The following is a 19,340-nucleotide window of genomic DNA, read 5'->3' on the forward strand; positions in this document are numbered from 1 at the left end:
CCGCAGGGCACTGTGGTGGGTCGTGGCCTCCGCCTTGGTGGCGACGAGCATGCTCGCCGTCGAGGTCGTCTCGCCACCTGCTGCGCATGCTGACGAAGTGGCGTTTGAGTGCACGACGACGGCGTACCTCTTCCAGTCGCCCTATCAGTTCGAGACCGAGGTGTACGCCGTCGATCTGGTGACGGGAGCGTCGACGCGCGCCGGGACGATCGATGGCTACGTCAACGGCGTCGGGTACAACGACCGCGACGACTTCATGTACGGCTACTACAAGGACAGCAAGCAGATCGTCCGGATCGGCGCGGACCTGGCGCTGACGCCCCTCGGCGTGCCGAGCAACGACGAGCAGCGGCTGCGCACCGACATCATGTGGAGCTCGGGCGACGTCGACGAGCGAGGGCACCTGTGGCTCCTCGAGGTGAACGGACCCTGGGCGGAGGTCGATCTGACCGACGACCCGCCGACCCTGGTGGACCAGGGGACGGCGACGTCGACCGCCGGCTTCCCGGTCGACTGGGCCTTCATCGACGGCACGTTGTACGGGGTCGTGGTCCAGAGCGTCGGGGGTCGGTATCGCAGCGTGCTGGTCTCGTTCGACACGACGACCCACCAGTTCACCGACCTGGGCGTGCTCGACGCCCTCGCCGGAGAGGCCGGTGGTTTCGGAGCCGCGTACAGCGACGGGACCTACCTCTACGTCAGCAACAACCGGTCGGGCAACATCTTCCGCGTCGACCCGCGGACGACGGAGGCCTTCAAGCTGTCCGGCGGCCCGAACTCGGCCAACAACGACGGCGCCATGTGCCACACGCCGCTCGCGACTGTCACGGTGGTCAAGAACGTGGGCGGCCGGCTGGTGACCGACGACCAGTTCACCGTCGCCCTCCTCGACGCCGCTGGGGACCCGGTCGTCGACGTCACGACGACGGGGACCCAGACGTCTGTGTCCTCGATCAACCAGCCGGTCGTACGCGGGCGCACCTACCTCGTCACGGACAACCTCACCGACGCGTCGCCGTCGCTGCCGACCGACTACACCGGCTCGCTGTCGTGCGTCAGCGAGGACGGCCCGGTCCCCGTGCCACAGCTGGAGATAGCCAACTGGTCCCTGACCATCGGCGACGCTGACGACTACGTGTGCACGGTCACCAACACGCCGGACGCGCCGGCTCCCGAGCTCGAGCTCGCCAAGTCGGTCACTGCGCTGGGGCCGTACGACGTCGGCGACGTCCTCACCTACTCGTTCGAGGTCACCAACGCCGGAAACGTCCCCGTCTCGGCGATCGCAGTCACGGAGGTCTCCTTCTCCGGGGCCGGGACACCCAGCACCCCCGTCTGTGCCGCGACGACACTTCAACCTGGCACGTCCACGACGTGCACGGCGACGTACACCGTGCAGGCGGCCGACGTCGCCGCCGGCTCCGTCTCCAACACCGCTCGCGCGACCGGGTCCGATCCCGGAGGCGGTCCGGTGACGTCCAACGACGACAGCGCCACGGTCCCGTCCACCCCGGCTCCGTCGCTGGCGTTCGAGAAGTCCGCGCTCCCGTCGGCGGTGGTCCAGGCCGGCGACACCGTCCGCTTCGAGTTCGGCGTCACCAACACCGGCAACGTCCCCGTCGCGGGCGTCGCGGTCTCCGACGACGCCTTCAACGGCACCGGCGCCGCCATCAGCACCCCGGTCTGCGACCGCACCACCCTGGGGCCGGGACAGGCAGCTCGCTGCGAGGCCACCTACACCGCCACCCAGGCAGACGTCGACCGGGCAGCGCCGCTCGTCAACAGCGCGCACGCCACGGGGACAGGTCCCAGCGGCGACCCGGTCAGCTCGCCACCCGACTCGGCGAGCGTCCCGGTCATCTCGACCCCGGAGCTCACCTTGCAGAAGTCGGCGTCGGGTCGCCCGCAACGCGGCGCTGACCGGATCGACTACCGCTTCAAGGTCACCAACACCGGGAACACGACGGTCAGTGGCCTGGACATCGCCGAGACCGCGTTCAGCGGGACCGGGCGGCTTCGCGGCCTCACCTGCCGGGCCACCACGCTCGCGCCCAGGGCGAGCACGATCTGCACCGCGCAGTATCGGGTGACCGCCGCCGACGTCAGGGCCGGGTTCGTCGAGAACACGGCGACCGCTGGCGGCCGCGACCCGCAGGCCGGACCCGTCGCCTCGAACCCCAGCTCCGCGGTCGTCGGCCTCCCCCTGGTCGGGTACACGCCGCGGATCGCCACCCGGGTCTCCGACAGGCGGGTCACGCCGGGGGAGCGGATCCACGACCGGGTACGACTGACCGGACTCGGCAGAGGCACCCGGGTCAAGGCCACCGCGCGCCTCTACGGCCCGTTCTCCAGTCGAGCGGCCGCTCGCTGCCGGCCGGCTCACCTGCAGAGGTCCGTGACCTGGCAGGCACGTCGGGGATGGACGAGGACTCCCTCGGTCCGCGTCTCCGAGCCCGGCGTGTACACGTGGCGGGTGAGCACGAGGCCCACCGCCTCGGTCGCCCGTGCCACGCACCGGTGTGGCCAGAGGTCGGAGACCCTCACGGTCGCGAAGCGCCCCTACCGGCCGCCGGCCGTCAACGGCGGCTTCGCCGGGACCCTGCTGTCACCGCCCGCTGCCCGCGGCAGCCTGCCCCGCGTCCGTGCGAAGGCGATAGGACTCGACGCGGCCGTGCTGAGGGCCGGCGTCCGACGTGGCGCCATGGAGCTTCCCCGCGACGTCGGCATGGTCTCCTGGCTCCGCAAGTCCGCCGGCTACGACGACGCGATCGGCACCACGGTCATCGGCGGCCACGTCTCCGACCGGCACGACAGACCCGGCGCCCTGCGCCGGCTCAGCCAGGCCCATCGGGGGCAGGCGGTCGAGGTGGTCTCCGGCAGGCAACAGGTCCGGTTCTCCGTCGTCCAGAAGGCGAGCTTCCCTCGGAACGCACGCCTCCCGCGTCGGTTCTTCCGCACCACTGGCCCGCACCGCCTGGTCCTGATCAGCTGCACCGACCGCGTCGTCTACCCGAACGGGCGCTTCCACTACACCCGCTACCAGGTGGTCGTCGCCAAGCAGGTGCCACCGCGCAGGGGGCGTTGAGCCGTTCCCGGGAAAGCCGGGAACGCACAGGTCACCAGCCGCAGCGCCGAGGACAGGGGAGGCCCGCAGTCGCTAGCCTCCGCGCTGTGACGACCACTCCCAGGCCCGGCGCCTGATGCAGCACCTCCGCATCACCTCGCCCGCCCACCTGACCGACCAGGTGCTGGCGGTCTTCGCCGGCGACCCGGCGGTGAGCCACCTCGCGGTGCTGCGCGGGGCGTCCCTCGAGCCCGTGGGGGACATCGTGCTGGCCGACCTCGCCCGCGAGGCCGCCAACGAGCTGATCGACCGGCTGATCGGCCTCGGACTCGCCGAGCACGGCGGGATCCACATCGAGCCGGTGACCACCTGGGTCTCGCGCGCGGGGCTCGCCGCCGAACGCCACACCCCCGGTTCCAGCGCCGACGCCGTCGTCTGGGCCGATGTCACCCAGCGCGCCTACGAGGAGTCCGAGCTCAACTGGACCTACCTGTCGTTCATGACGCTGGCCACGCTGCTCGCGAGCGTCGCCATCGTCGTGGACTCCCAGGTCCTGGTCATCGGAGCCATGGTGCTGGGACCGGAGTTCGTCCCGATCGCAGCGCTGGGCCTGGCCTCGGTACGGCGCCGCGGCACCCTGTTCGCCCGGGCCGCCCGCACGCTCCTGGTGGGGTTCGGGGTCGGGATCGCGGTCACCACGCTCGCCGCCCTGGCGGCGCGCGCGTCGGGGTGGGTCGTCACCTCCGACGTCACCGGTGAGCGCCCCGGCACCGGCTTCATCTACGCACCCGACAAGTGGTCCTTCATCGTCGCGCTCATCGCCGCGGCTGCGGGCGTGCTCTCCCTGACCTCGGCCAAGGTCGGCGGGCTGTCCGGGGTCTTCATCTCCGTCACCACGGTTCCCGCTGCCGGCAACATCGCCCTCGGCATCGCCTTCGGCGCGGCCGACGAGGTGTGGGGCAGCGTCCTCCAGCTGGCCCTCAACGTCTCTGGCATGGTCCTCGCCGGGTGGGGCACCCTCGCGCTCCAGCAGCGGGTGTGGAGCCGCAAGGCGCTCGTGCGCCAGCGGCTGCTCAGCCGCGACGGCGGCTGACTCCTACGCAGCGCGGGACGCGTGCCGCGTCGCGCGGAGGAGGACGGCGGCCAGGCCGGCGCACAGGGCCGCGGTCGGGGAGCCGCCGTGGGTGCCGTGGTCGGCCACCTCCAGCAGGGTCTTCCCGCAGCCGAGGTGGGACGGCTGCAGGAAGGGCCCGACCGGGCTGTCGGCCAGCTGGCGCAGGCGCCGGCCGCCGGCGTCGAGGAGCACCGCGACCGTCAGCTGGTTCGTCGGGCTGAGGGCGTGCGGGTCGCCGCCCGCGACCACGTGACGCGCCAGCTCGTCCACCAGCTCTCCGACGCACCCGAGGTCCGCGACGTACTCCAGCTGCTCGGCCTTCGTCGGCCCGGGCACCCAGGTCCTCGCCAGCACCGCCTCCCGCGCCGCGGACTGCTCCCCCCGACGCGCGCCCGACCCGCGGAGCACCTCTCCCGCGGCGTGCTCGTCCCCGGCGAGGGTGGCCCGCAGGGTGGCGTCGAAGGCATGCATGGTGGAACGGAGGAGCTGGGCGAGATCTGCATCGGTCATGCTCGGATCCTGCCTCGGGACCGGGACCCGATCCCTCGTCCTGACGGGTCCTTGAGAAGACCTGTACGCGACCTTGACGCCTACCTGCGGTCTACGGCGCGCCGCCCCTGTCAGCCTCGTCGCATGGGAATCGTGCACAACGCCGTCTACTGCGAGGGCGGTCGCAAGCTGGAGCCCGAGACCCTCGAGGTGACCTACGAGCTGCTGCGGGAGCGGCACGGGATGGGCTGGATCGGTCTGTACCGCCCGTCGCGGCGGGAGATCGACTCGATCGCGGCGGAGTTCGCGCTGCACCCGCTCGCCGTCGAGGACACCGTGAGCGCCCACCAGCGGCCGAAGCTGGAGCGGTACGGCGGGGTGCTGTTCACCGTGCTGCGTCCTGCCTCGTACGTCGCCGCGGAGAACCGCGTCGAGCTCGGTGAGCTGCACGTCTTCACGGGACCGGACTTCGTGGTCACGGTGCGGCACGCGGAGTCACCCGACATCGCCGCGATCCGCCGCCGCATGGAGGCCGACCCCGCGCTGCTGGCCCTGGGTCCGGAGGCGGTGCTGTACGCGATCCTCGACCAGGTCGTGGACGAGTACGAGCCGGTCGTGGACGGCCTGGAGATCAGCATCGACGAGATCGAGTCGGCCGTGTTCGCCGAGGACGGTGGCGTCTCGCGGCGGATCTACGCGCTCTCCCGCGAGCTGGCCGGCTTCCAGCGGGCCACCCGGCCCCTCCTCGGGATGCTCGAGGGACTCACCGAGGGCTTCGAGAAGTACCACGTGGACGAGGAGCTCCAGCGCTCGCTGCGCAACGTCGAGGACCACGCCATCCGGCTCATCGAGCGGGTCGAGGGCCTCCGCGTGCTGCTCCAGAACATCCTCACCGTGAACGCGACCCTGGTCGGGCAGCGCCAGAACGAGGAGATCCAGCGGCTCACCGAGTCCAGCCTGCGCCAGTCCGAGGAGGTCAAGCGGATCTCCTCGTGGGCGGCGATCCTGTTCGCGCCGTCGCTGGTCCCCACGGTCTACGGGATGAACTTCCGGGTGATGCCGGAGCTGGACTGGCGGCTCGGCTACCCCTTCGCGCTGCTGCTGATGAGCGCGATGTGCGCAGTGCTGTACGTCGTGTTCCGGCGCCGGGGCTGGCTGTGAGGCCGCGCCCGAGGATCGGCTAGCGGACGAACAGGTGCTCCCAGCCCCGGACCGTGGAGGTGTGGGCGCGGACGGAGCGCTCGTGGTCGACGACCCAGGTGGGGTGGTGGGCCAGCATCGACTCGAGCCCGATCCTGCTCTCGAGCCGCGCGAGGGCGGCGCCGAGGCAGAAGTGGACGCCGTACCCGAACGAGACGTGGTGGTCGATGTCGCGGCGGACGTCGAAGCGGTCCGGGTCGGCGTACTTGCGCTCGTCGCGGCCGGCGGAGGAGGTCAGCAGCAGCACCTTGGAGCCGGCCGGGATGGTGACGCCGTGCAGGGTCACCGGCCGCGTGGTCCACCGGCCCTGCACCGGCGAGGGGCCCTCGAAGCGGAGCAGCTCCTCGACCGCCCCCGGGATCAGGGCCGGGTCCGCGGCGAGCGCCGCGCGCTGGTCGGGGTGCTGGTCGAGGACGACCGTCGCCCAGCCGAGCAGCCGGCCCACGGTCTCGGTGCCGGCCGTGGCGAGCAGCATCGCGAACTCGACACACTCGCGGCGGCTCAGCTCCGACTGCACGAGCCCGGAGAGCAGGTCGTCGCCGGGGTCAGCGGCGCGCCGGGTGAGCAGGTCGTCGAGGTAGCGCTCGAGCTCGCCCATCGCGGCGCCGGAGACGTCGTTGAACATGCCGACGTCGGGCAGCACGTGGAACATCGTGTCGATCGTCCTGCGGACCGGCTCGCGGTCCTCGTCCGGGACGCCGAGCAACGAGGTCATCACGATGGCGGGGAGCAGCGCGCCGAAGTCCTGGACCAGGTCGAAGTTCTCGCCCGGGGTCCACCGCTCCAGCAGCTCGTCGCAGATCCTGCGGATCTCGGGCTCGAGGGCGGAGATCCGGCGCACCGTGAACACCCGGGCCACCTGGGACCGCAGCCGGGTGTGCGCCGGTGGGTCGGTGAGGATCATCATCCCGGACTCCAGCTCGCGCTCGGAGAGGAACTCCAGGACGTTGCCGTGCGCCGAGCTGTAGGTCGCAGTGTCCCGCAGCGCGGCCGACACGTCGGCGTACCGCGACAGCGCGTAGAACCCCAGTCGCTCGTGGTGGTAGACCGGCGCCTCGTCCCGCATCCGGCGCCAGGTCTCGTAGGGCGCGACGTCGATGGCGACGTCCATCGGGTCGTAGGCGAGGGGCGTCGTCGTCGGCATGCGCGCCAGGCTACTGACGCAGGTGCCTGTGCGGACGCTTTCGGGCTGAGGGGCCGGGTCAGCCCCGGGGGCGCGGGCCGCCCTGAGCTAGCAGCTTGCGCTGCGTACGACGCCCGCGGGCGGCGATGAACGGAGCGGCCCGCAGCCCGAGGGTCGGCAGGGCGTCGGCGAAGCGCGCCTGGAGCCCCCGCCCGGCCGGGACCGTCGTGACCAGCCGGGGCTTGTCGAGCACCCCGCGGACCGCCTCGACGACCTCCTCGGGCTGCAGCAGCCGACCGGAGAAGGAGAGCGCGGCGCCCGGGTCGTCGAGCTTGTCGTGGAGCATCGGCGTCCACATGCCGTCGGGGCAGACGCAGGAGATCGTGACGTCCCGGACCCCGGCGATCCGCAGGTCGGCCATCGTGCTCAGGCTGAAGCCGAGGACGGCGTGCTTGGACGCGGCGTACACCGCCTCGCCCGGCACGGCCGTGAGCCCGGCGAGGGAGACGACGTTGACGACGTGACCGCCGCCGCTGCCGCGCATCGCGTCGACGGCCGCAACGGTGCCGTTGATGGTGCCGAGCGCGTTCACCTCGAGCATCGTCCGCCGGGTGGCCTCGTCCTGCTCCCAGGCCGGACCGGTGATCAGCACGCCGGCGTTGTTGACCCAGACGTCGAGCCGTCCCGTCTGCTCGAGGACGGCGTCGCGCGCCCGCTCGACCTGCGCGTGGTCGCGGACGTCGAGCGCGAGGGCCGTCGCGCCGCGCCCGATCTCGGCGGCGGCATCCCGTGCGGCCGCCTCGTCGACGTCGGTGACCAGGACGTGGTGGCCGCGGTCGGCGAGCAGGGCGGCGAGCTGGCGGCCGAGGCCGCGGCCGGCCCCGGTGACGACAGCACCGCGGCGGGATGTGGGAGGAGTCACGGGCGACAGGCTAGGGGGCGGGTGGGAAGCGACGTGCGGGAGGTCGAGCACACCTATGCTTCGCTGGTGACGCGGGGAGAGATGGACATCGGGCGCGTGCTGGCGGCAGCCGAGGCGGCGTCCCCGGTCCAGTCCGCGGAGAAGGTCGCCCTCGAGCTGGGCCAGGTGTTCGGCGCCCTCGAGGTCTCCTTCCTGATCACCGACGCCTCCGGTCGGGCGCTGGTGCGGCTGGCCCACCTGCCGATCGCCGGTGCGGACGACGGCGCGGACGACGGCGGCCAGCAGCGCCGGCACGGCGAGGAGACCGCGACCCGGCTGCCGCTCGACGGCGGCCCCGTGGAGCAGGCCATGCGCACGCAGACCGTGCAGGTGGTCGCGTCCGCCGCCGGCGAGCCCGGCCGGCACCGGGTCCTGGCGCCGGTGACCGAGCGGGGGGAGTCGATCGGCCTCCTGGAGCTCTTCCTCCCCGGTGACCCGGAGCCCGGCACCGTCACGGAGGTCGCCCGGGTGGCGCACCTGCTGGCCTTCGTGGTGATCGCGAACCGGCGGCACACCGATCTGTACGAGTGGGGCCAGCGCACCGAGGACTACGAGCTCTCTGCCGAGATCCAGCAGCGGCTGCTCCCGTCCGCACGCACCTGCGAGGCGGCCGCGTTCACCCTCGCGGGGTGGCTGGAGCCGGCCGCGAGCATCGGCGGCGACACCTTCGACTACAGCCTGGCCCGAGACGTCCTGCACCTGTCCCTGACCGACGCCATGGGCCACGGCGTCAACGCCGCACTCGTGGCCAGCATGTGCCTCGCGGCGCTGCGGGGCGCTCGCCGAGCGGGGATGTCGCTCGTGGACCAGGCCGCGGCGGCGAACGCCGCGATCTGCAAGCACCGGCTGGCGGAGGGCGAGGACTTCGCCACCGGGATCGTGGGGAGACTGGCGCTGGACACCGGCAGGCTCGAGATCGTCAACGCCGGCCACGTCGCGCCGTACCTGCTGCGGGATTCCGAGCTGACCTCGCTGGACCTCCGCGTGGACCTCGCGTTCGGGATGTTCGAGGACGCGACCTACGCCAGCACCAGCCTGGACCTGGAACCCGGGGACCGCGTCGTCCTCCTGACCGACGGCATGCTCGAGCGCAACGCCCTGGACGCCGCCGTCCCCGTGGCGATCCGCGAGAGCAGGGACCTGCACCCGCGCGAGGTGGTGCGGGCCCTCGCCGACGGTGCCCTCGAGGCCACCGGCGGGAAGCTCCGGGACGACGCGACCGTGCTGTGCCTGGACTGGCACGGCCAGCACGAGCGGGCACGCGTGGTGGCCTTCGGGGCCGAGCCCGGACGGGCGAGCGACCGCCTGGCGTGACGGCCTGGTGTGACGGTCAGCCGTCGGCGTGCGGTCCCAGGAACCAGGCGACCGCCTGGGCGCGGTGGCGCACCCCGATCTTGGCGTAGGTGTGGTGGATGGTGGTCTTCACCGTGTTGACGCTCAGGTGGAGGCTGTCGGCGATCTGCTGGTTGGTCTGGCCGGCGGCGATGGCGGCGACGACCTCGAGCTCGCGCGGGCTCAGGCGCGCCCCCGATCGTCGCGCGCGGCTCAGGCACGCGTCCTCCACCTTCTCGCCGCGGGCTGCGGCGCAGACCCGGGACACCAGCTCGTCGGCCGTCGCGCTGAGCGGGACCACCGCCGTGACGCCGAGCCGACGGGCGAGGCTGGTGAGCTCGGCGCGGTGGTCGCGCTCGATGCCCAGGACGGTCGTGTTGGCCCGGACCAGGTGGGCGAGGTCGTCGCCGTGGGCCTCGGCGAGGCCGACGAGGTCGTAGAGCACGACGTCGAGCCCGGCCAGGTGGCCGTCGGTGAGGGAGAGGTCGACCACGGCGAGGCGCTCCGGCTCCGTGGCGAGGAGCGAGCGCACGCCTTCGAGGACGACGGGGTGCCGGCTCACGACGGCCACGCGCCACGGATCGCTGGTCATGACGTCCCGTATCGCGTCCGGCTGCTTCCAAACCTGCGGCGGTCCCGGACGCGGACGGACCCGCCGCTCCGGAGAGTGGCGGGCCCGTCCTGCACGCGCGCGGCGCGTGGTTGTGCTCGTGGATCAGTGACGCGCGTCGTTGCCCGGGACGTCGTCGTAGAAGTCGCGGCTGCCGGACTTGGCCAGGCCGCGGCTGATCATGTAACCGATGGTGAGGAGCGTGATGTAGTACCACGCCTCCTGGGCGCCGAAGTCGCTGGCGTCGACGATCGCGGACGCGACGAGCACGCCGATCACGGCGACGACGTAGGCGATCAGCTCGGTGGTCTTGAACGAGGCCTTGGTCTCGGTGCTGATCCGCCGGCCGGCGTGGGTGGTGCCGTGGTTGGCGGTGGTCTGAGTGTTAGCCATGTGGTGCTCCTTCAGTATCGCCGGACCGCGGACAACCCCATGTATGACGTCCGTGGCTCCCCGACAGGGGTCGCAGCTCGGGGACGGTCGTCCCGTAGCGGCTCACCAACAGGTGACCATGGGTCAGAACTACATGCCTGTGACCTGGGCCACTACGCGCCGGTCCGACAGGTCAGTGGTCGACGGGTCGCCCCAGCAGCGGTCCGACGAGCCGGCGGATCTCGGGGGAGGGACGCAGCCCGAGCTCGTCGGCGAGCATCCGGCGGTAGGTGTCGTACTGGCGCAGCGCTGCTGCCTGGTTGCCCTCGACGAGGTGCACCTCGATCACCTTGCGGTGCGCGCTCTCCCGCAGCGGCTCGCACCGTACGGCGCCGAGGGCGGCGGTGAGCGCGTCGTTGAACCGCCCGCGCTCCCGCAGCGCGTGGGACGAGCGCTCCAGGGCGTGCAGCCGCCGCTGTCGGTGGCTCTCCTGGTCGACCACCAGCCAGTCCTCCTGCCAGGTGGGCAGCAGGTCCATGTCGAGCAGGCCGAGGTCGTCGAGCCGGTCGGCGTCGGGGTCGCCGTCCGCGCACAGCGCCCGCACCAGGTCCTCGGCGTCCCACAGGTCGACGCCCACGTCGTCGGAGAGCCGCACCTGCGTGGCCGAGGAGACGACCAGGGTCCGGCCCCGTGGTCGCGGCATCCGCCAGAGCGTCGAGCGGAGGTTCGAGGCGGCACGGTCGGGCGGGGCGTCCGGCCAGAGGCGCTCGGCGAGCGCGGACCTGGTCGCCGGGGAGCGCCGGTGCTGGACGGCGAGCACCGTGAGCACCCGCTGTGCGGCGAGCGTCAGCTGGAGCGGCTGGTCGTCGAAGCGGGCCGCCAACCCGCCCAGGAGCGAGAGTCGCACGGGTGCCGTGCGTGGAGCGTCCATGTTCCCTCCCAGGGTCTCGGTCGGGGCCCCGGGCCGGTGTCCCGGGTGGTGCGGATCCATGCCGCCCGGGTCACGAGCTGAGACGTCCTGGGACACGCGGCGGTGACGGCGCAGGGACGGTCCTGCGACGGGGTCGTGACGGTCCGGGACACGGCGGCGCGGACGCGGCGGACGGCGCGCGCGACGACGGAACGCGACACGACCGCCCGGGAGAGTCGTCCTCGTCCAGGCCACGGGACCGACCGGGCCGGCGGAGAAAGAGAAGGAGAGACCCATGTTCCTACACAGCATCGCGCTGCAGAACGAGGTGAAGCCGGAGCGCCCCGACGCGCTCTTCGCGGCCAAGCTCCAGGAGCTGATCGGCGGTCAGTTCGGTGAGATGACCGTGATGATGCAGTACCTCTGGCAGGGCTGGAACTGCCGCATCCCCGGCAAGTACAAGGACATGATCCTCGACATCGGCACCGAGGAGATCGGCCACGTCGAGATGCTGGTGACGCTCATGGCCCGCCTGCTCGAGGGTGCGCCGGGCGAGACCCAGGCCGAGGCCGCCGCCGCCAACCCGGCGCTCGCCGCGGTGCTCGGCGGGCAGAACGTCCAGCACGCGATCGTGACCGGCGGCGCCGCGATGCCCACCAACAGCCAGGGCGTCCCGTGGAACGGCGGCTACATCGTCGCCAGCGGCAACCTGCTCGCCGACTTCCGCAGCAACGTCGCCGCCGAGGCACAGAGCCGGCTGCAGACCGCCCGCGTCTACCAGATGACCGACGACCCGGGGGTCAAGGAGACGCTGCAGTTCAACCTGGGCCGCGACACCTTCCACCAGCAGCAGTGGCTGCTCGGGATCGAGCAGCTCATCGAGGACGGCTACACCGACGGGCTCGAGGACTCCCTCAAGGACGTCGAGAACGCCGATGCCGCCCGCACCTTCTACAGCTTCCACGAGGGCAGCACCGCCCACGAGGGCCGCTGGGCCCAGGGCACCACGCTCGTCGGTGACCAGGAGATCGTCTTCGAGCAGGGCCGCCCGCTCGCCAACGACATCAACGACGTCCCCGCCCCGGACCCGCTGCTGTTCGCGACGTACGACGGCCACAAGGGCCCCGGCAAGCCCGGGAACGCCGGCGGCGCCTACGCCCAGGGCGGCGAGAACCTGCTCTCCAAGGCCAAGGACGCGCTGACGCCCAACGACTGACGCCGTCGCCACGCCGAGGAGCCCCCGATGACCGAGCTCGTCCTGCGTCCCCTCGCGGACGCCTTCATGCAGGTGGGTGTGTTCGTCGCACTGCTGGTCGCCCCCTTCGGGTGGGCGCGCTACCGGTGGGGCGGACGCATCGACGAGCTCCTCGCCCGTCATCGGGGGCTCGGGCCCCTGGTCGCCGCGGCGATGACCATGCCGCCGGGCTGCGGTGGCGCCATCCTCGTCGTCGCTGCCTACGCCCGTGGCGCCGTGTCGTACGGCGCCGCGGTGGCCGCCCTCGTCGCCACCATGGGGGACGCGACCTGGGTGCTGCTGGCCGCCGAGCCGATGTTGACCCTGCAGCTCAAGGTGCTGCTGCTGGCCACGGGCGCGGCGACGGGGTACGCCGTCGACGCGCTCGGGCTCGAGCCCCGCAGGCGCCGGGAGCCGCACCCCGCCGTACGTCCGGCGCCCGGACCGCCGGCACCCGCCGCGGTCCCGGCGGCCCTGCGCGAGCCGGCGCTCGCCGGGGCGGGTGCGGCGCTCCACGCCGTGGGGGTGCTGCCGGCGCTGCTCTGGGTGACCCTCGGGGCCGGCGCCGCGATCAGCCTGCCGGTCACCTTCCAGCTCCAGGACCCCGCGAGCCTCTACCTGGTCCTCGGGGTCGCCGGGACGGCGCTCGCGACCGTCGCCTTCTTCTGCGGCGGCGGCAAGCTCGCCGACGACGACACGGTCACCGCGACCCCCGGCTCGCTGTCCCAGGTGCTCCGGCACGGGGGCCACGAGGTGGCGTTCGTGACCGTCTGGGTCGCCGCGGCGTACCTGGCCTGGTCGTTCCTCAGCCACGTCACCGGCTTCGACGGGTCCCAGCTCCCGGTGCTCGGCCTGACCGGGGTCGCCGTGGGCGCGCTGATCGGGCTGATCCCCGGGTGCGCGATCCAGATCGTGTTCGCCGGGATGTTCCTGGTCGGCGGCATGCCGCTGCCCACGCTGGTCGCCAACACCATCAGCCAGGACGGCGACGCGCTGCTGCCTCTCCTGGCCCTCGAGCACCGGTCGGCCCTGCTGGCCACCGTGCTCACCACTATCCCCGCGTTCGCGGTCGGCTCCGCGATGCTCCTGCTCACCTGAGAGGCACCACCATGACTCCGCGCTTGAGCTCCTGCACCCTCGTCCAGCTGCTGCTGGCGGTCCTGTGCCTCCTGACCGCCACCCCCCAGGGACTGCTCGCCGCCGCGGCGGTCCTGCTTCTCCTCCTCGCCCGGCACACCGCGCGCCACCACCTGGCGGCCTCCGCGACCTGAGGACGGAACCGCCGTCCCCGGTGGTCGAGCAGCGACGAGCGTTGTCGAGACCCCCGCAGCCTGCCCGGGGCCTCGATCACCGCCGTACGTCGGCTTGCCGGGTCTCGACATCGCTCAGGCGCCAGGGCGCCTTCGCTGCTCGACCACCGAGGGGCCGGGGCGCCTTCGCTGCTCGACCACCGGGGAGTGCCGGTGGTCGAGCAGCGAGGAGCGCCAGCGACGAGCGTTGTCGAGACCCCCGCAGCGTGCCCGGGGCCTCGATCACCGTCGTACGTCGGGTTGCCGGGGTCTCGACATCGCTCAGGCGCCAGGGCGCCTTCGCTGCTCGACCACCGAGGGGCCGGGGCGCCTTCGCTGCTCGACCGCCGGGGGCCGGGGCGCTCCTCGCTGCTCGACCGCCGGGGGCGGGGTCAGTCGCGGTGGGTCTCGGGGCGCTCGCCGCGGCGCAGCGGGGCCCAGTGCTCGACCCGCCCCGCGGCGCGGGCCAGGGTCCGGCTCGCGGCGGAGGCCTGCACGCGCGCCTGCTCCGGTCCGTCCTGCGCGACGCGGTCGAGGACGTCGCGGCTGCGGTCGAGCACGGTCAGCGGGAGGGCGGCGAGGGCGTTGCCGGGAGGACGGCGGGACACGACGGGGTGCGGCCGGGTCGGCGCGGTTCGCCGTACCGCCTCCCAGGCGACGCCGAGCTGGCGCAGCCGGCGTACGTCGACGGCGTCCTGGAAGCGGGGGAGGAGGACGTCCTCCTCGTCACGCACGTCCTCGCGGAGCACCGCGGCCAGCCGGTCGATGAGCAGCCGCCGCTGGCTCGGGGAGGTCTCCTTCTCCAGGGCCACCCAGAGCTCGTTGACCTCCTGGTGCTCCTTCTCGACCTGGAGCGTGAGGGCGTCGCCGTCGGGCAGCACCCGGCGCAGCTCGGGCCACAGCACGGACTCCTCCGCGAAGGCGTGCGGGAAGACGAGGCGGGCGATGCGGTTCAGGACGGCGTCCTGCTCGGCCCCCGAGGTCGCCTCCAGCTGCTGGAGCAGCTCCTCGAGCAGGACGTGGTCGCGCTTCTGCCGGTTCAGGATGCTCCAGGTGCCCCCGAGCTCGGCAACGGTCTGGTCGGCCAGTGATCGCATGGGGGCGGGTACCCCCGGCGGTCGGCCGCATGCCGGGCCGCCCGGGTGGGCGGGTCAGTCCGCGGTGCCCTCGCCCGACGGGGGGATCAGCGACGGGTCGATCTCCTGCCAGCGCCCCAGAAGCTCGTCGTGGAAGACCCACACGACCGCTCCGTCGTGGGTGTTGGTGCCGCGGTGCAGGGGGGTGCCGGCGACGGGCTCGTCGTCGATGTCGGCGTTCGCCTCGTAGCCCGAGACCTGCCAGAACTGCACGTTCACGTGGCTGCCTCTCGTCCGTGGGTACCGGTCCGCCATGCGCGGTCCGGAGAGCCAACCTAGTCGGGACCCGCGGTCTCCCGGCTCCCGGCCGGCCGGGGCCGGACGGTGAGCGTGTCCGACGTCCGCCACCCGGGGACCCCGGGCACGCCGGGTCCCCGCGACCTGGACCCCGTCGGCCTCGCCGCGGTCGACGACCTGCTGACCGGCCGGCTCGCCGGCCACGGCACCGTGCTCGTCGACGTCAGCCTGGAGCTGCGGCCCGTCGTCACCGCCCTGCGCGACGCGATCGTCGGCGGCAAGCGGCTGCGCGCCGCGTTCTGCCTGTGGGGCGCCCGCGGCGCGGCCGGGGCGGACGACGTTCCCGGCGCCGCCGAGGCGGCCGCCGCGCTCGAGCTCTTCCACCTGGCCGCGCTGGTGCACGACGACCTGATGGACCACAGCGACGCCCGCCGCGGCCGGCCCACCGTGCACCGGGGCTTCGCCGACGAGCACCGCGCGAGCGGCCGGCTCGGCGACCCCGACGAGCACGGCGCGGCCGTCGCGGTCCTCGCCGGCGACCTGTGCCTGACCTGGTCCGACGACCTGCTCGCCGACGGCGCCCGCGCCTCGGCGTACGGCGACGCCGCGCGGCTCGTCTGGTCGCAGATGCGCGACCAGGTGCTCGCCGGGCAGTACCTCGACGTGCTCGGCCAGACCCGGGCCGCCTCGACCACCGCGCAGGTGCGCCGGGTGCTGCACTACAAGAGCGCCAAGTACACCGTCGAGCACCCGCTGCTGCTCGGCGGGACCCTCGGTGGCGCCCCGAGCGACCTGCTCGACGGCTACCGCGCGCTCGGCCTCCAGGTGGGCGAGGCCTTCCAGCTGCGTGACGACGTGCTCGGGGTCTTCGGGGAGCCCGACGTGACCGGCAAGCCGGCGGTCGACGACGTCCGCGAGGGCAAGCGCACCCTGCTCGTGGCGTACGCCGAGGAGCGGGCCGGGCGCGCCGGCCGCGAGGTGCTGGGCCGCCACGTCGGCGACCCCGATCTCGACGAGCGGGGGCTGCAGGCGGTCCGCGAGGTGCTCCGCGACTCCGGCGCCCTCGACCGGGTGGAGGAGCGGATCGCGCACCTCGCCGCGGAGGCGCACGCCGTCCTCGACGACCTGCCGGCCGACGACCGGGTACGCCGGGCGCTGGCGGCGCTCACCGATGCCTGCGCGTGGCGAATCGCGTGAGCTCGGGCCGCGGACCGAGGGCCGGCTCCTGCTGGACCCCGCGGCGGCCCCACCACACCCACCAGATCATCGACTGCGCCACCAGCCCGAAGCCGAAGAGGAAGTCCTCGACCGGGGCATGACCGATGCGCCACCCGAGGATCGCGTCCTCGTCGTACCGGAAGACCCCGCGCGAGGTCAGCCACTCGTTGGTCAGCAGCTGGAAGAACAGCACGATCGCGTACGCCGTCCAGAAGGCGCGCCGGCGCAGCAGCCCGGTGCGCAGCACCCAGAGGTCCAGGACGACCGTCGCGGCGATGCCCAGCAGCGAGGCCTCGGTGTGCGTCACGCCTGCTCCTCCGGCTCGTCGCCGACGGTCCACCCGCGCACGCCCCGGACCGCCTCCAGGGTCATCACGGAGGCGAGCGGGACCACGACGAAGAACAGCCACTCCTCGACGGGGAGGCCCCCGGGCAGCACGACGCCTAGGGTCTGCGAGGTGTCGAACTCCCAGTGCCCCGCGGCGACGGCGGCGAGGTCCCAGAGCGCGAACGGCAGCCCGGCGCACAGCAGCACCAGCCCGAGCCGGCGCAGCCGGGCGTACACGCGCGTGCGCAGCAGCACCTCGAGGGGCAGGGTGGCGACGACGACGAAGACCAGCATCGCCGCGTACGTGAGCTCGCGCATGCGCCCATCCTTGCGCGAGGGGGCCAGGATCCGGTGACGGGCGCGGGTGCGGGGAGCCGGCTGGTGGCCGAGGTGCGAGGCCTCGGCCGCGGGATGGGACGGCTGCTGTCCGGGCGCGACCTCGCGGCGGCCGCGGCGACGCTGACCTACTACGCCGCGATCGCGGTCGTGCCGTGGCTGCTGCTCGCGCTGTGGTCGACGACCTGGACCCGCGGGGCGGACGGCGCGCACGCGTGGCTCAGCGAGCTGCGGGTGCTGGTGCCGCCGGACATGGGCGGGCGGCCGTCGTACGACGTGCTGGTCGAGGCGGGCGCCGGCCTCGGGGTGGTCGGCGCGCTGATCGTGCTGCTGCCGGCGTCGTTCTACGGCGAGGGGCTCCGGCGCGCGGCGCTCACCCTGGCGCCGCAGCCGGACCGGTTCACCGGGTGGCGGGCCCGGGTGATGGTGATGGCGCTGCTGGTGGCGCTGCCGCTGCTTACCTGGGCGCTGCTCTCGGTGGGGCACGCGCTCGTGCCGCTCGCGCCCGAGGGCGGGGGCGGCGGCACCCGGGACCTGCTCGTGCGGATCCTCGTCGGGTTCACCACCGTGTGGCTGGTGCTGTCGGTGCCGCTCGCGTGGGTGTTCCGGATGGTGGTGCCGGGCCGGCCGCGGTGGTGGGTGGCGATCGTGGGCGCGCTGGCGACCGGCTCGTGCCTCGCGGGGTTCCTGCACGGCTTCCAGCTGTTCCTGTCCCTGCCGGTCGACGTCGGCATCCCCTTCGGGGGGCTCGGCTTCGTCGGCGGCGTGGTCGCGGTCGGGCTGTGGCTCTACGTCCTGCACGTCCAGGTGCTGCTCGGCTGGGTCGCCACCCGGGCCCTGGACGAGCGGGTCAGCGGGGTGCGCGGATGAGCGGGGGACCGGTGCCCGGAGTCGTCGCGGAGGTGCACGTGTGGGGCGTCGACCGGGTGCTGCCCGCGCTCGGCCGGATGGCGACCGGGCGCCGGGCGCTGCGCGACGTACCGGGCCTGCGGTTCGCCAAGCTGCTCGGCACCGGCTCGGCCCGCACCTTCACGCCGCGCGACGCGGACCCGCACCACTGGGCGCTGCTCACCGTCTGGGACGGCGCGGACGCCGCCGACGCGTGGGCGGCCTCGCCGCTGCTGCGCTCCTGGTCGGCCTCGTCCCACGAGCAGCTGCGGGTGCGGATGCGCCCCCTGGGCTCGCGGGGCCGCTGGTCGGGGGTCGACCCGTTCGGCGGCGCCGTGACCTCGTCGGACGACCGCTGGACCGGTCCCGTCGCGGCCGTGACCCGCGCCCGGCTGCGGCCCACGCGCGCGCTGTCCTTCTGGCGCGCGGTGCCCCCGGTCGTCACCGACCTGGCCGGGTCGCCGGGGCTGCGGCTCGCCGTGGGTGTCGGGGAGGCGCCGGTGGGCCTGCAGGGCACCTTCTCGATCTGGGACTCCGCCGCCGCGCTCGTCGACTTCGCCTACCGTCGGCCCGCACACCGCGCCGCGGTGGAGCAGACCGAGCCGTCCCGCTGGTACGCCGAGGAGCTGTTCGCGCGGCTCGCCGTCCTCGAGGTCGAGGGCACCTACGAGGGGAGGACGCCGTGAGCACCACCGTCGCGACGCGGCCCGTCCTGCGTCCCGCCGCCGCGCTGCTCGCGGGCGCGGCCGTCCTCGTGCAGATGGCGTTCCCGTTCACCGACGGGGGCAACCTGCCGCTGACCGCGGCCAGCGTGCTGCTGCTCTCCGCCGCCGCCCTGCTCGACGTGGCGGGCACCCGCGGACCCGCGGCCGCCGGGGCGCTGCTCGTGGTGGCCGGCGGCGGGGGACTGGTCGCCGAGGCCGTCGGGGTGCGCACCGGGTTCCCGTTCGGCGGCTACGACTACACCGGCACCCTGGGCCTCGAGGTCCTCGGCGTCCCGGCGCTGGTGCCGCTCGCCTGGGTGATGATGGCGTGGCCCGCCCTGGTGGTCGCCCGGTGGCTGACCGCGGGGCGCTCCCGGTGGCTGACCGCCCTGGTCGGCGCGTGGGCGCTGACCGCGTGGGACGTCTTCCTCGACCCGCAGATGGTCGACCTGGGCCACTGGGCCTGGGACGACCCGCACCCTGCGCTCCCGGGCGTCGAGGGCATCCCGCTCACCAACTTCGCCGGCTGGCTGCTGGTCTCGCTCGTCCTCGTGGCCGTCCTGGACCGGCTTGTCCCGCTTGTCCCGCGGGTCCCGGCGGGCGGCCCGGACCTGCGCACCGACCTCCGCACCGACGCCGTCCCGCTCGCGGTCTACCTGTGGACCTACTTCTCCTCGGTCCTGGCGCACCTGGCGTTCTTCGGCCGGCCGCCGGTCGCCCTGGTCGGCGGCCTGGTCATGGGCCTGGTGGCGGTGCCGCTGGTTGTCGTGCTGCTCCGGCGGGCGCGCCGATGAGA

General features: G+C 73.6%; 21 protein-coding genes. 11 read left to right on the top strand and 10 right to left on the bottom strand.

The genetic code is table 11. The annotated features are described in order from the left end of the window. Positions 1-97: 97 nt before the first annotated feature. Positions 98-3,085, top strand: a complete 2,988-nt coding sequence (locus H4O22_RS09945) for a DUF7507 domain-containing protein (RefSeq protein WP_182526811.1) — start codon at positions 98-100, stop codon at positions 3,083-3,085. A gap of 115 nt (positions 3,086-3,200) precedes the next feature. Next, a complete protein-coding gene (locus H4O22_RS09950; protein WP_182526812.1) occupies positions 3,201-4,157 on the top strand; it encodes a DUF389 domain-containing protein in 957 nt (318 codons plus the stop codon). A 3-nt stretch (positions 4,158-4,160) separates the two neighbouring features. Here H4O22_RS09950 and H4O22_RS09955 read toward each other — a convergent pair whose 3' ends face one another. After that, positions 4,161-4,688 carry a hypothetical protein gene (locus tag H4O22_RS09955; RefSeq protein ID WP_182526813.1) on the bottom strand — a complete coding sequence of 176 codons (528 nt, stop codon included), beginning with the start codon at positions 4,686-4,688 and terminating at the stop codon, positions 4,161-4,163. Between the two features lie 123 nt (positions 4,689-4,811). On the opposite strand from H4O22_RS09955, the gene H4O22_RS09960 reads away from it, so the two are divergent. Next, complete coding sequence (locus H4O22_RS09960) at positions 4,812-5,828, top strand: magnesium and cobalt transport protein CorA (protein WP_182526814.1); 1,017 nt, start codon at positions 4,812-4,814, stop codon at positions 5,826-5,828. Positions 5,829-5,847: 19 nt separating this feature from the next. On the opposite strand, the gene H4O22_RS09965 is transcribed toward H4O22_RS09960, so the two are convergent. Next, entirely contained in the window at positions 5,848-7,011 is a 1,164-nt protein-coding gene (locus tag H4O22_RS09965) for a cytochrome P450 (protein WP_182526815.1), read from the bottom strand. 58 nt (positions 7,012-7,069) lie between these two features. After that, on the bottom strand, positions 7,070-7,912 hold the full coding sequence (locus H4O22_RS09970; RefSeq protein WP_182526816.1) for an SDR family oxidoreductase: 843 nt from the start codon (positions 7,910-7,912) through the stop codon (positions 7,070-7,072). 66 nt (positions 7,913-7,978) lie between these two features. Between H4O22_RS09970 and H4O22_RS09975 the strand changes: the two genes are divergently transcribed. Further along, positions 7,979-9,265 carry a PP2C family protein-serine/threonine phosphatase gene (locus tag H4O22_RS09975; RefSeq protein WP_220451337.1) on the top strand — a complete coding sequence of 429 codons (1,287 nt, stop codon included), beginning with the start codon at positions 7,979-7,981 and terminating at the stop codon, positions 9,263-9,265. A 16-nt stretch (positions 9,266-9,281) separates the two neighbouring features. Here the strand turns inward: H4O22_RS09975 and H4O22_RS09980 are convergent, their stop codons facing one another. The 3 genes from H4O22_RS09980 to H4O22_RS09990 form a co-directional block, all read right to left on the bottom strand. Beyond that, positions 9,282-9,875: a helix-turn-helix transcriptional regulator gene (locus H4O22_RS09980; protein ID WP_182526817.1), complete on the bottom strand. Its 594-nt coding sequence runs from the start codon at positions 9,873-9,875 to the stop codon at positions 9,282-9,284. A 123-nt stretch (positions 9,876-9,998) separates the two neighbouring features. After that, positions 9,999-10,286, bottom strand: coding sequence for a hypothetical protein (locus H4O22_RS09985; protein ID WP_220451338.1), 288 nt, complete (start codon positions 10,284-10,286; stop codon positions 9,999-10,001). A 172-nt stretch (positions 10,287-10,458) separates the two neighbouring features. Next, entirely contained in the window at positions 10,459-11,196 is a 738-nt protein-coding gene (locus tag H4O22_RS09990) for an AfsR/SARP family transcriptional regulator (protein WP_182526818.1), read from the bottom strand. Between the two features lie 274 nt (positions 11,197-11,470). Here H4O22_RS09990 and H4O22_RS09995 point away from each other — a divergent pair, with 274 nt between their 5' ends. The 3 genes from H4O22_RS09995 to H4O22_RS10005 are packed head-to-tail and all read left to right on the top strand — an operon-like array spanning position 11,471 to position 13,680. Then, entirely contained in the window at positions 11,471-12,391 is a 921-nt protein-coding gene (locus H4O22_RS09995; protein WP_182526819.1) for a manganese catalase, read from the top strand. Between the two features lie 27 nt (positions 12,392-12,418). Beyond that, a complete protein-coding gene (locus H4O22_RS10000) occupies positions 12,419-13,507 on the top strand; it encodes a putative manganese transporter (protein ID WP_182526820.1) in 1,089 nt (362 codons plus the stop codon). A gap of 11 nt (positions 13,508-13,518) precedes the next feature. Further along, positions 13,519-13,680, top strand: coding sequence for a hypothetical protein (locus H4O22_RS10005; protein WP_182526821.1), 162 nt, complete (start codon positions 13,519-13,521; stop codon positions 13,678-13,680). 410 nt (positions 13,681-14,090) lie between these two features. Here H4O22_RS10005 and H4O22_RS10010 read toward each other — a convergent pair whose 3' ends face one another. Beyond that, positions 14,091-14,795 carry a hemerythrin domain-containing protein gene (locus H4O22_RS10010; protein ID WP_182526822.1) on the bottom strand — a complete coding sequence of 235 codons (705 nt, stop codon included), beginning with the start codon at positions 14,793-14,795 and terminating at the stop codon, positions 14,091-14,093. Positions 14,796-14,849: 54 nt separating this feature from the next. Beyond that, a complete protein-coding gene (locus H4O22_RS10015; RefSeq protein ID WP_182526823.1) occupies positions 14,850-15,053 on the bottom strand; it encodes a hypothetical protein in 204 nt (67 codons plus the stop codon). Between the two features lie 111 nt (positions 15,054-15,164). On the opposite strand from H4O22_RS10015, the gene H4O22_RS10020 reads away from it, so the two are divergent. Beyond that, complete coding sequence (locus H4O22_RS10020; protein ID WP_182526824.1) at positions 15,165-16,268, top strand: polyprenyl synthetase family protein; 1,104 nt, start codon at positions 15,165-15,167, stop codon at positions 16,266-16,268. Here the strand turns inward: H4O22_RS10020 and H4O22_RS10025 are convergent. Beyond that, a complete protein-coding gene (locus H4O22_RS10025; protein WP_182526825.1) occupies positions 16,237-16,596 on the bottom strand; it encodes a lycopene cyclase domain-containing protein in 360 nt (119 codons plus the stop codon). The genes H4O22_RS10020 and H4O22_RS10025 overlap by 32 nt on opposite strands. Beyond that, a complete protein-coding gene (locus H4O22_RS10030; protein WP_182526826.1) occupies positions 16,593-16,934 on the bottom strand; it encodes a lycopene cyclase domain-containing protein in 342 nt (113 codons plus the stop codon). Before H4O22_RS10030 ends, H4O22_RS10025 begins: the two co-directional genes overlap by 4 nt. Before the next feature lie 63 nt (positions 16,935-16,997). On the opposite strand from H4O22_RS10030, the gene H4O22_RS10035 reads away from it, so the two are divergent. The 3 genes from H4O22_RS10035 to H4O22_RS10045 are packed head-to-tail and all read left to right on the top strand — an operon-like array spanning position 16,998 to position 19,338. Continuing rightward, the gene (locus H4O22_RS10035) at positions 16,998-17,822 is read left to right on the top strand and encodes a YhjD/YihY/BrkB family envelope integrity protein (protein ID WP_220451339.1); all 825 of its coding nucleotides are present in this window, start codon (positions 16,998-17,000) and stop codon (positions 17,820-17,822) included. After that, positions 17,819-18,526, top strand: a complete 708-nt coding sequence (locus H4O22_RS10040; RefSeq protein WP_182526827.1) for a monooxygenase — start codon at positions 17,819-17,821, stop codon at positions 18,524-18,526. The genes H4O22_RS10035 and H4O22_RS10040 overlap by 4 nt, the downstream gene beginning before the upstream one ends. Further along, the gene (locus H4O22_RS10045) at positions 18,523-19,338 is read left to right on the top strand and encodes a carotenoid biosynthesis protein (RefSeq protein WP_220451340.1); all 816 of its coding nucleotides are present in this window, start codon (positions 18,523-18,525) and stop codon (positions 19,336-19,338) included. The genes H4O22_RS10040 and H4O22_RS10045 overlap by 4 nt, the downstream gene beginning before the upstream one ends. Positions 19,339-19,340 lie beyond the last annotated feature (2 nt).

It is taken from the genome of Nocardioides dongkuii (genome assembly GCF_014127485.1).
Taxonomy (GTDB): domain Bacteria; phylum Actinomycetota; class Actinomycetes; order Propionibacteriales; family Nocardioidaceae; genus Nocardioides; species Nocardioides dongkuii.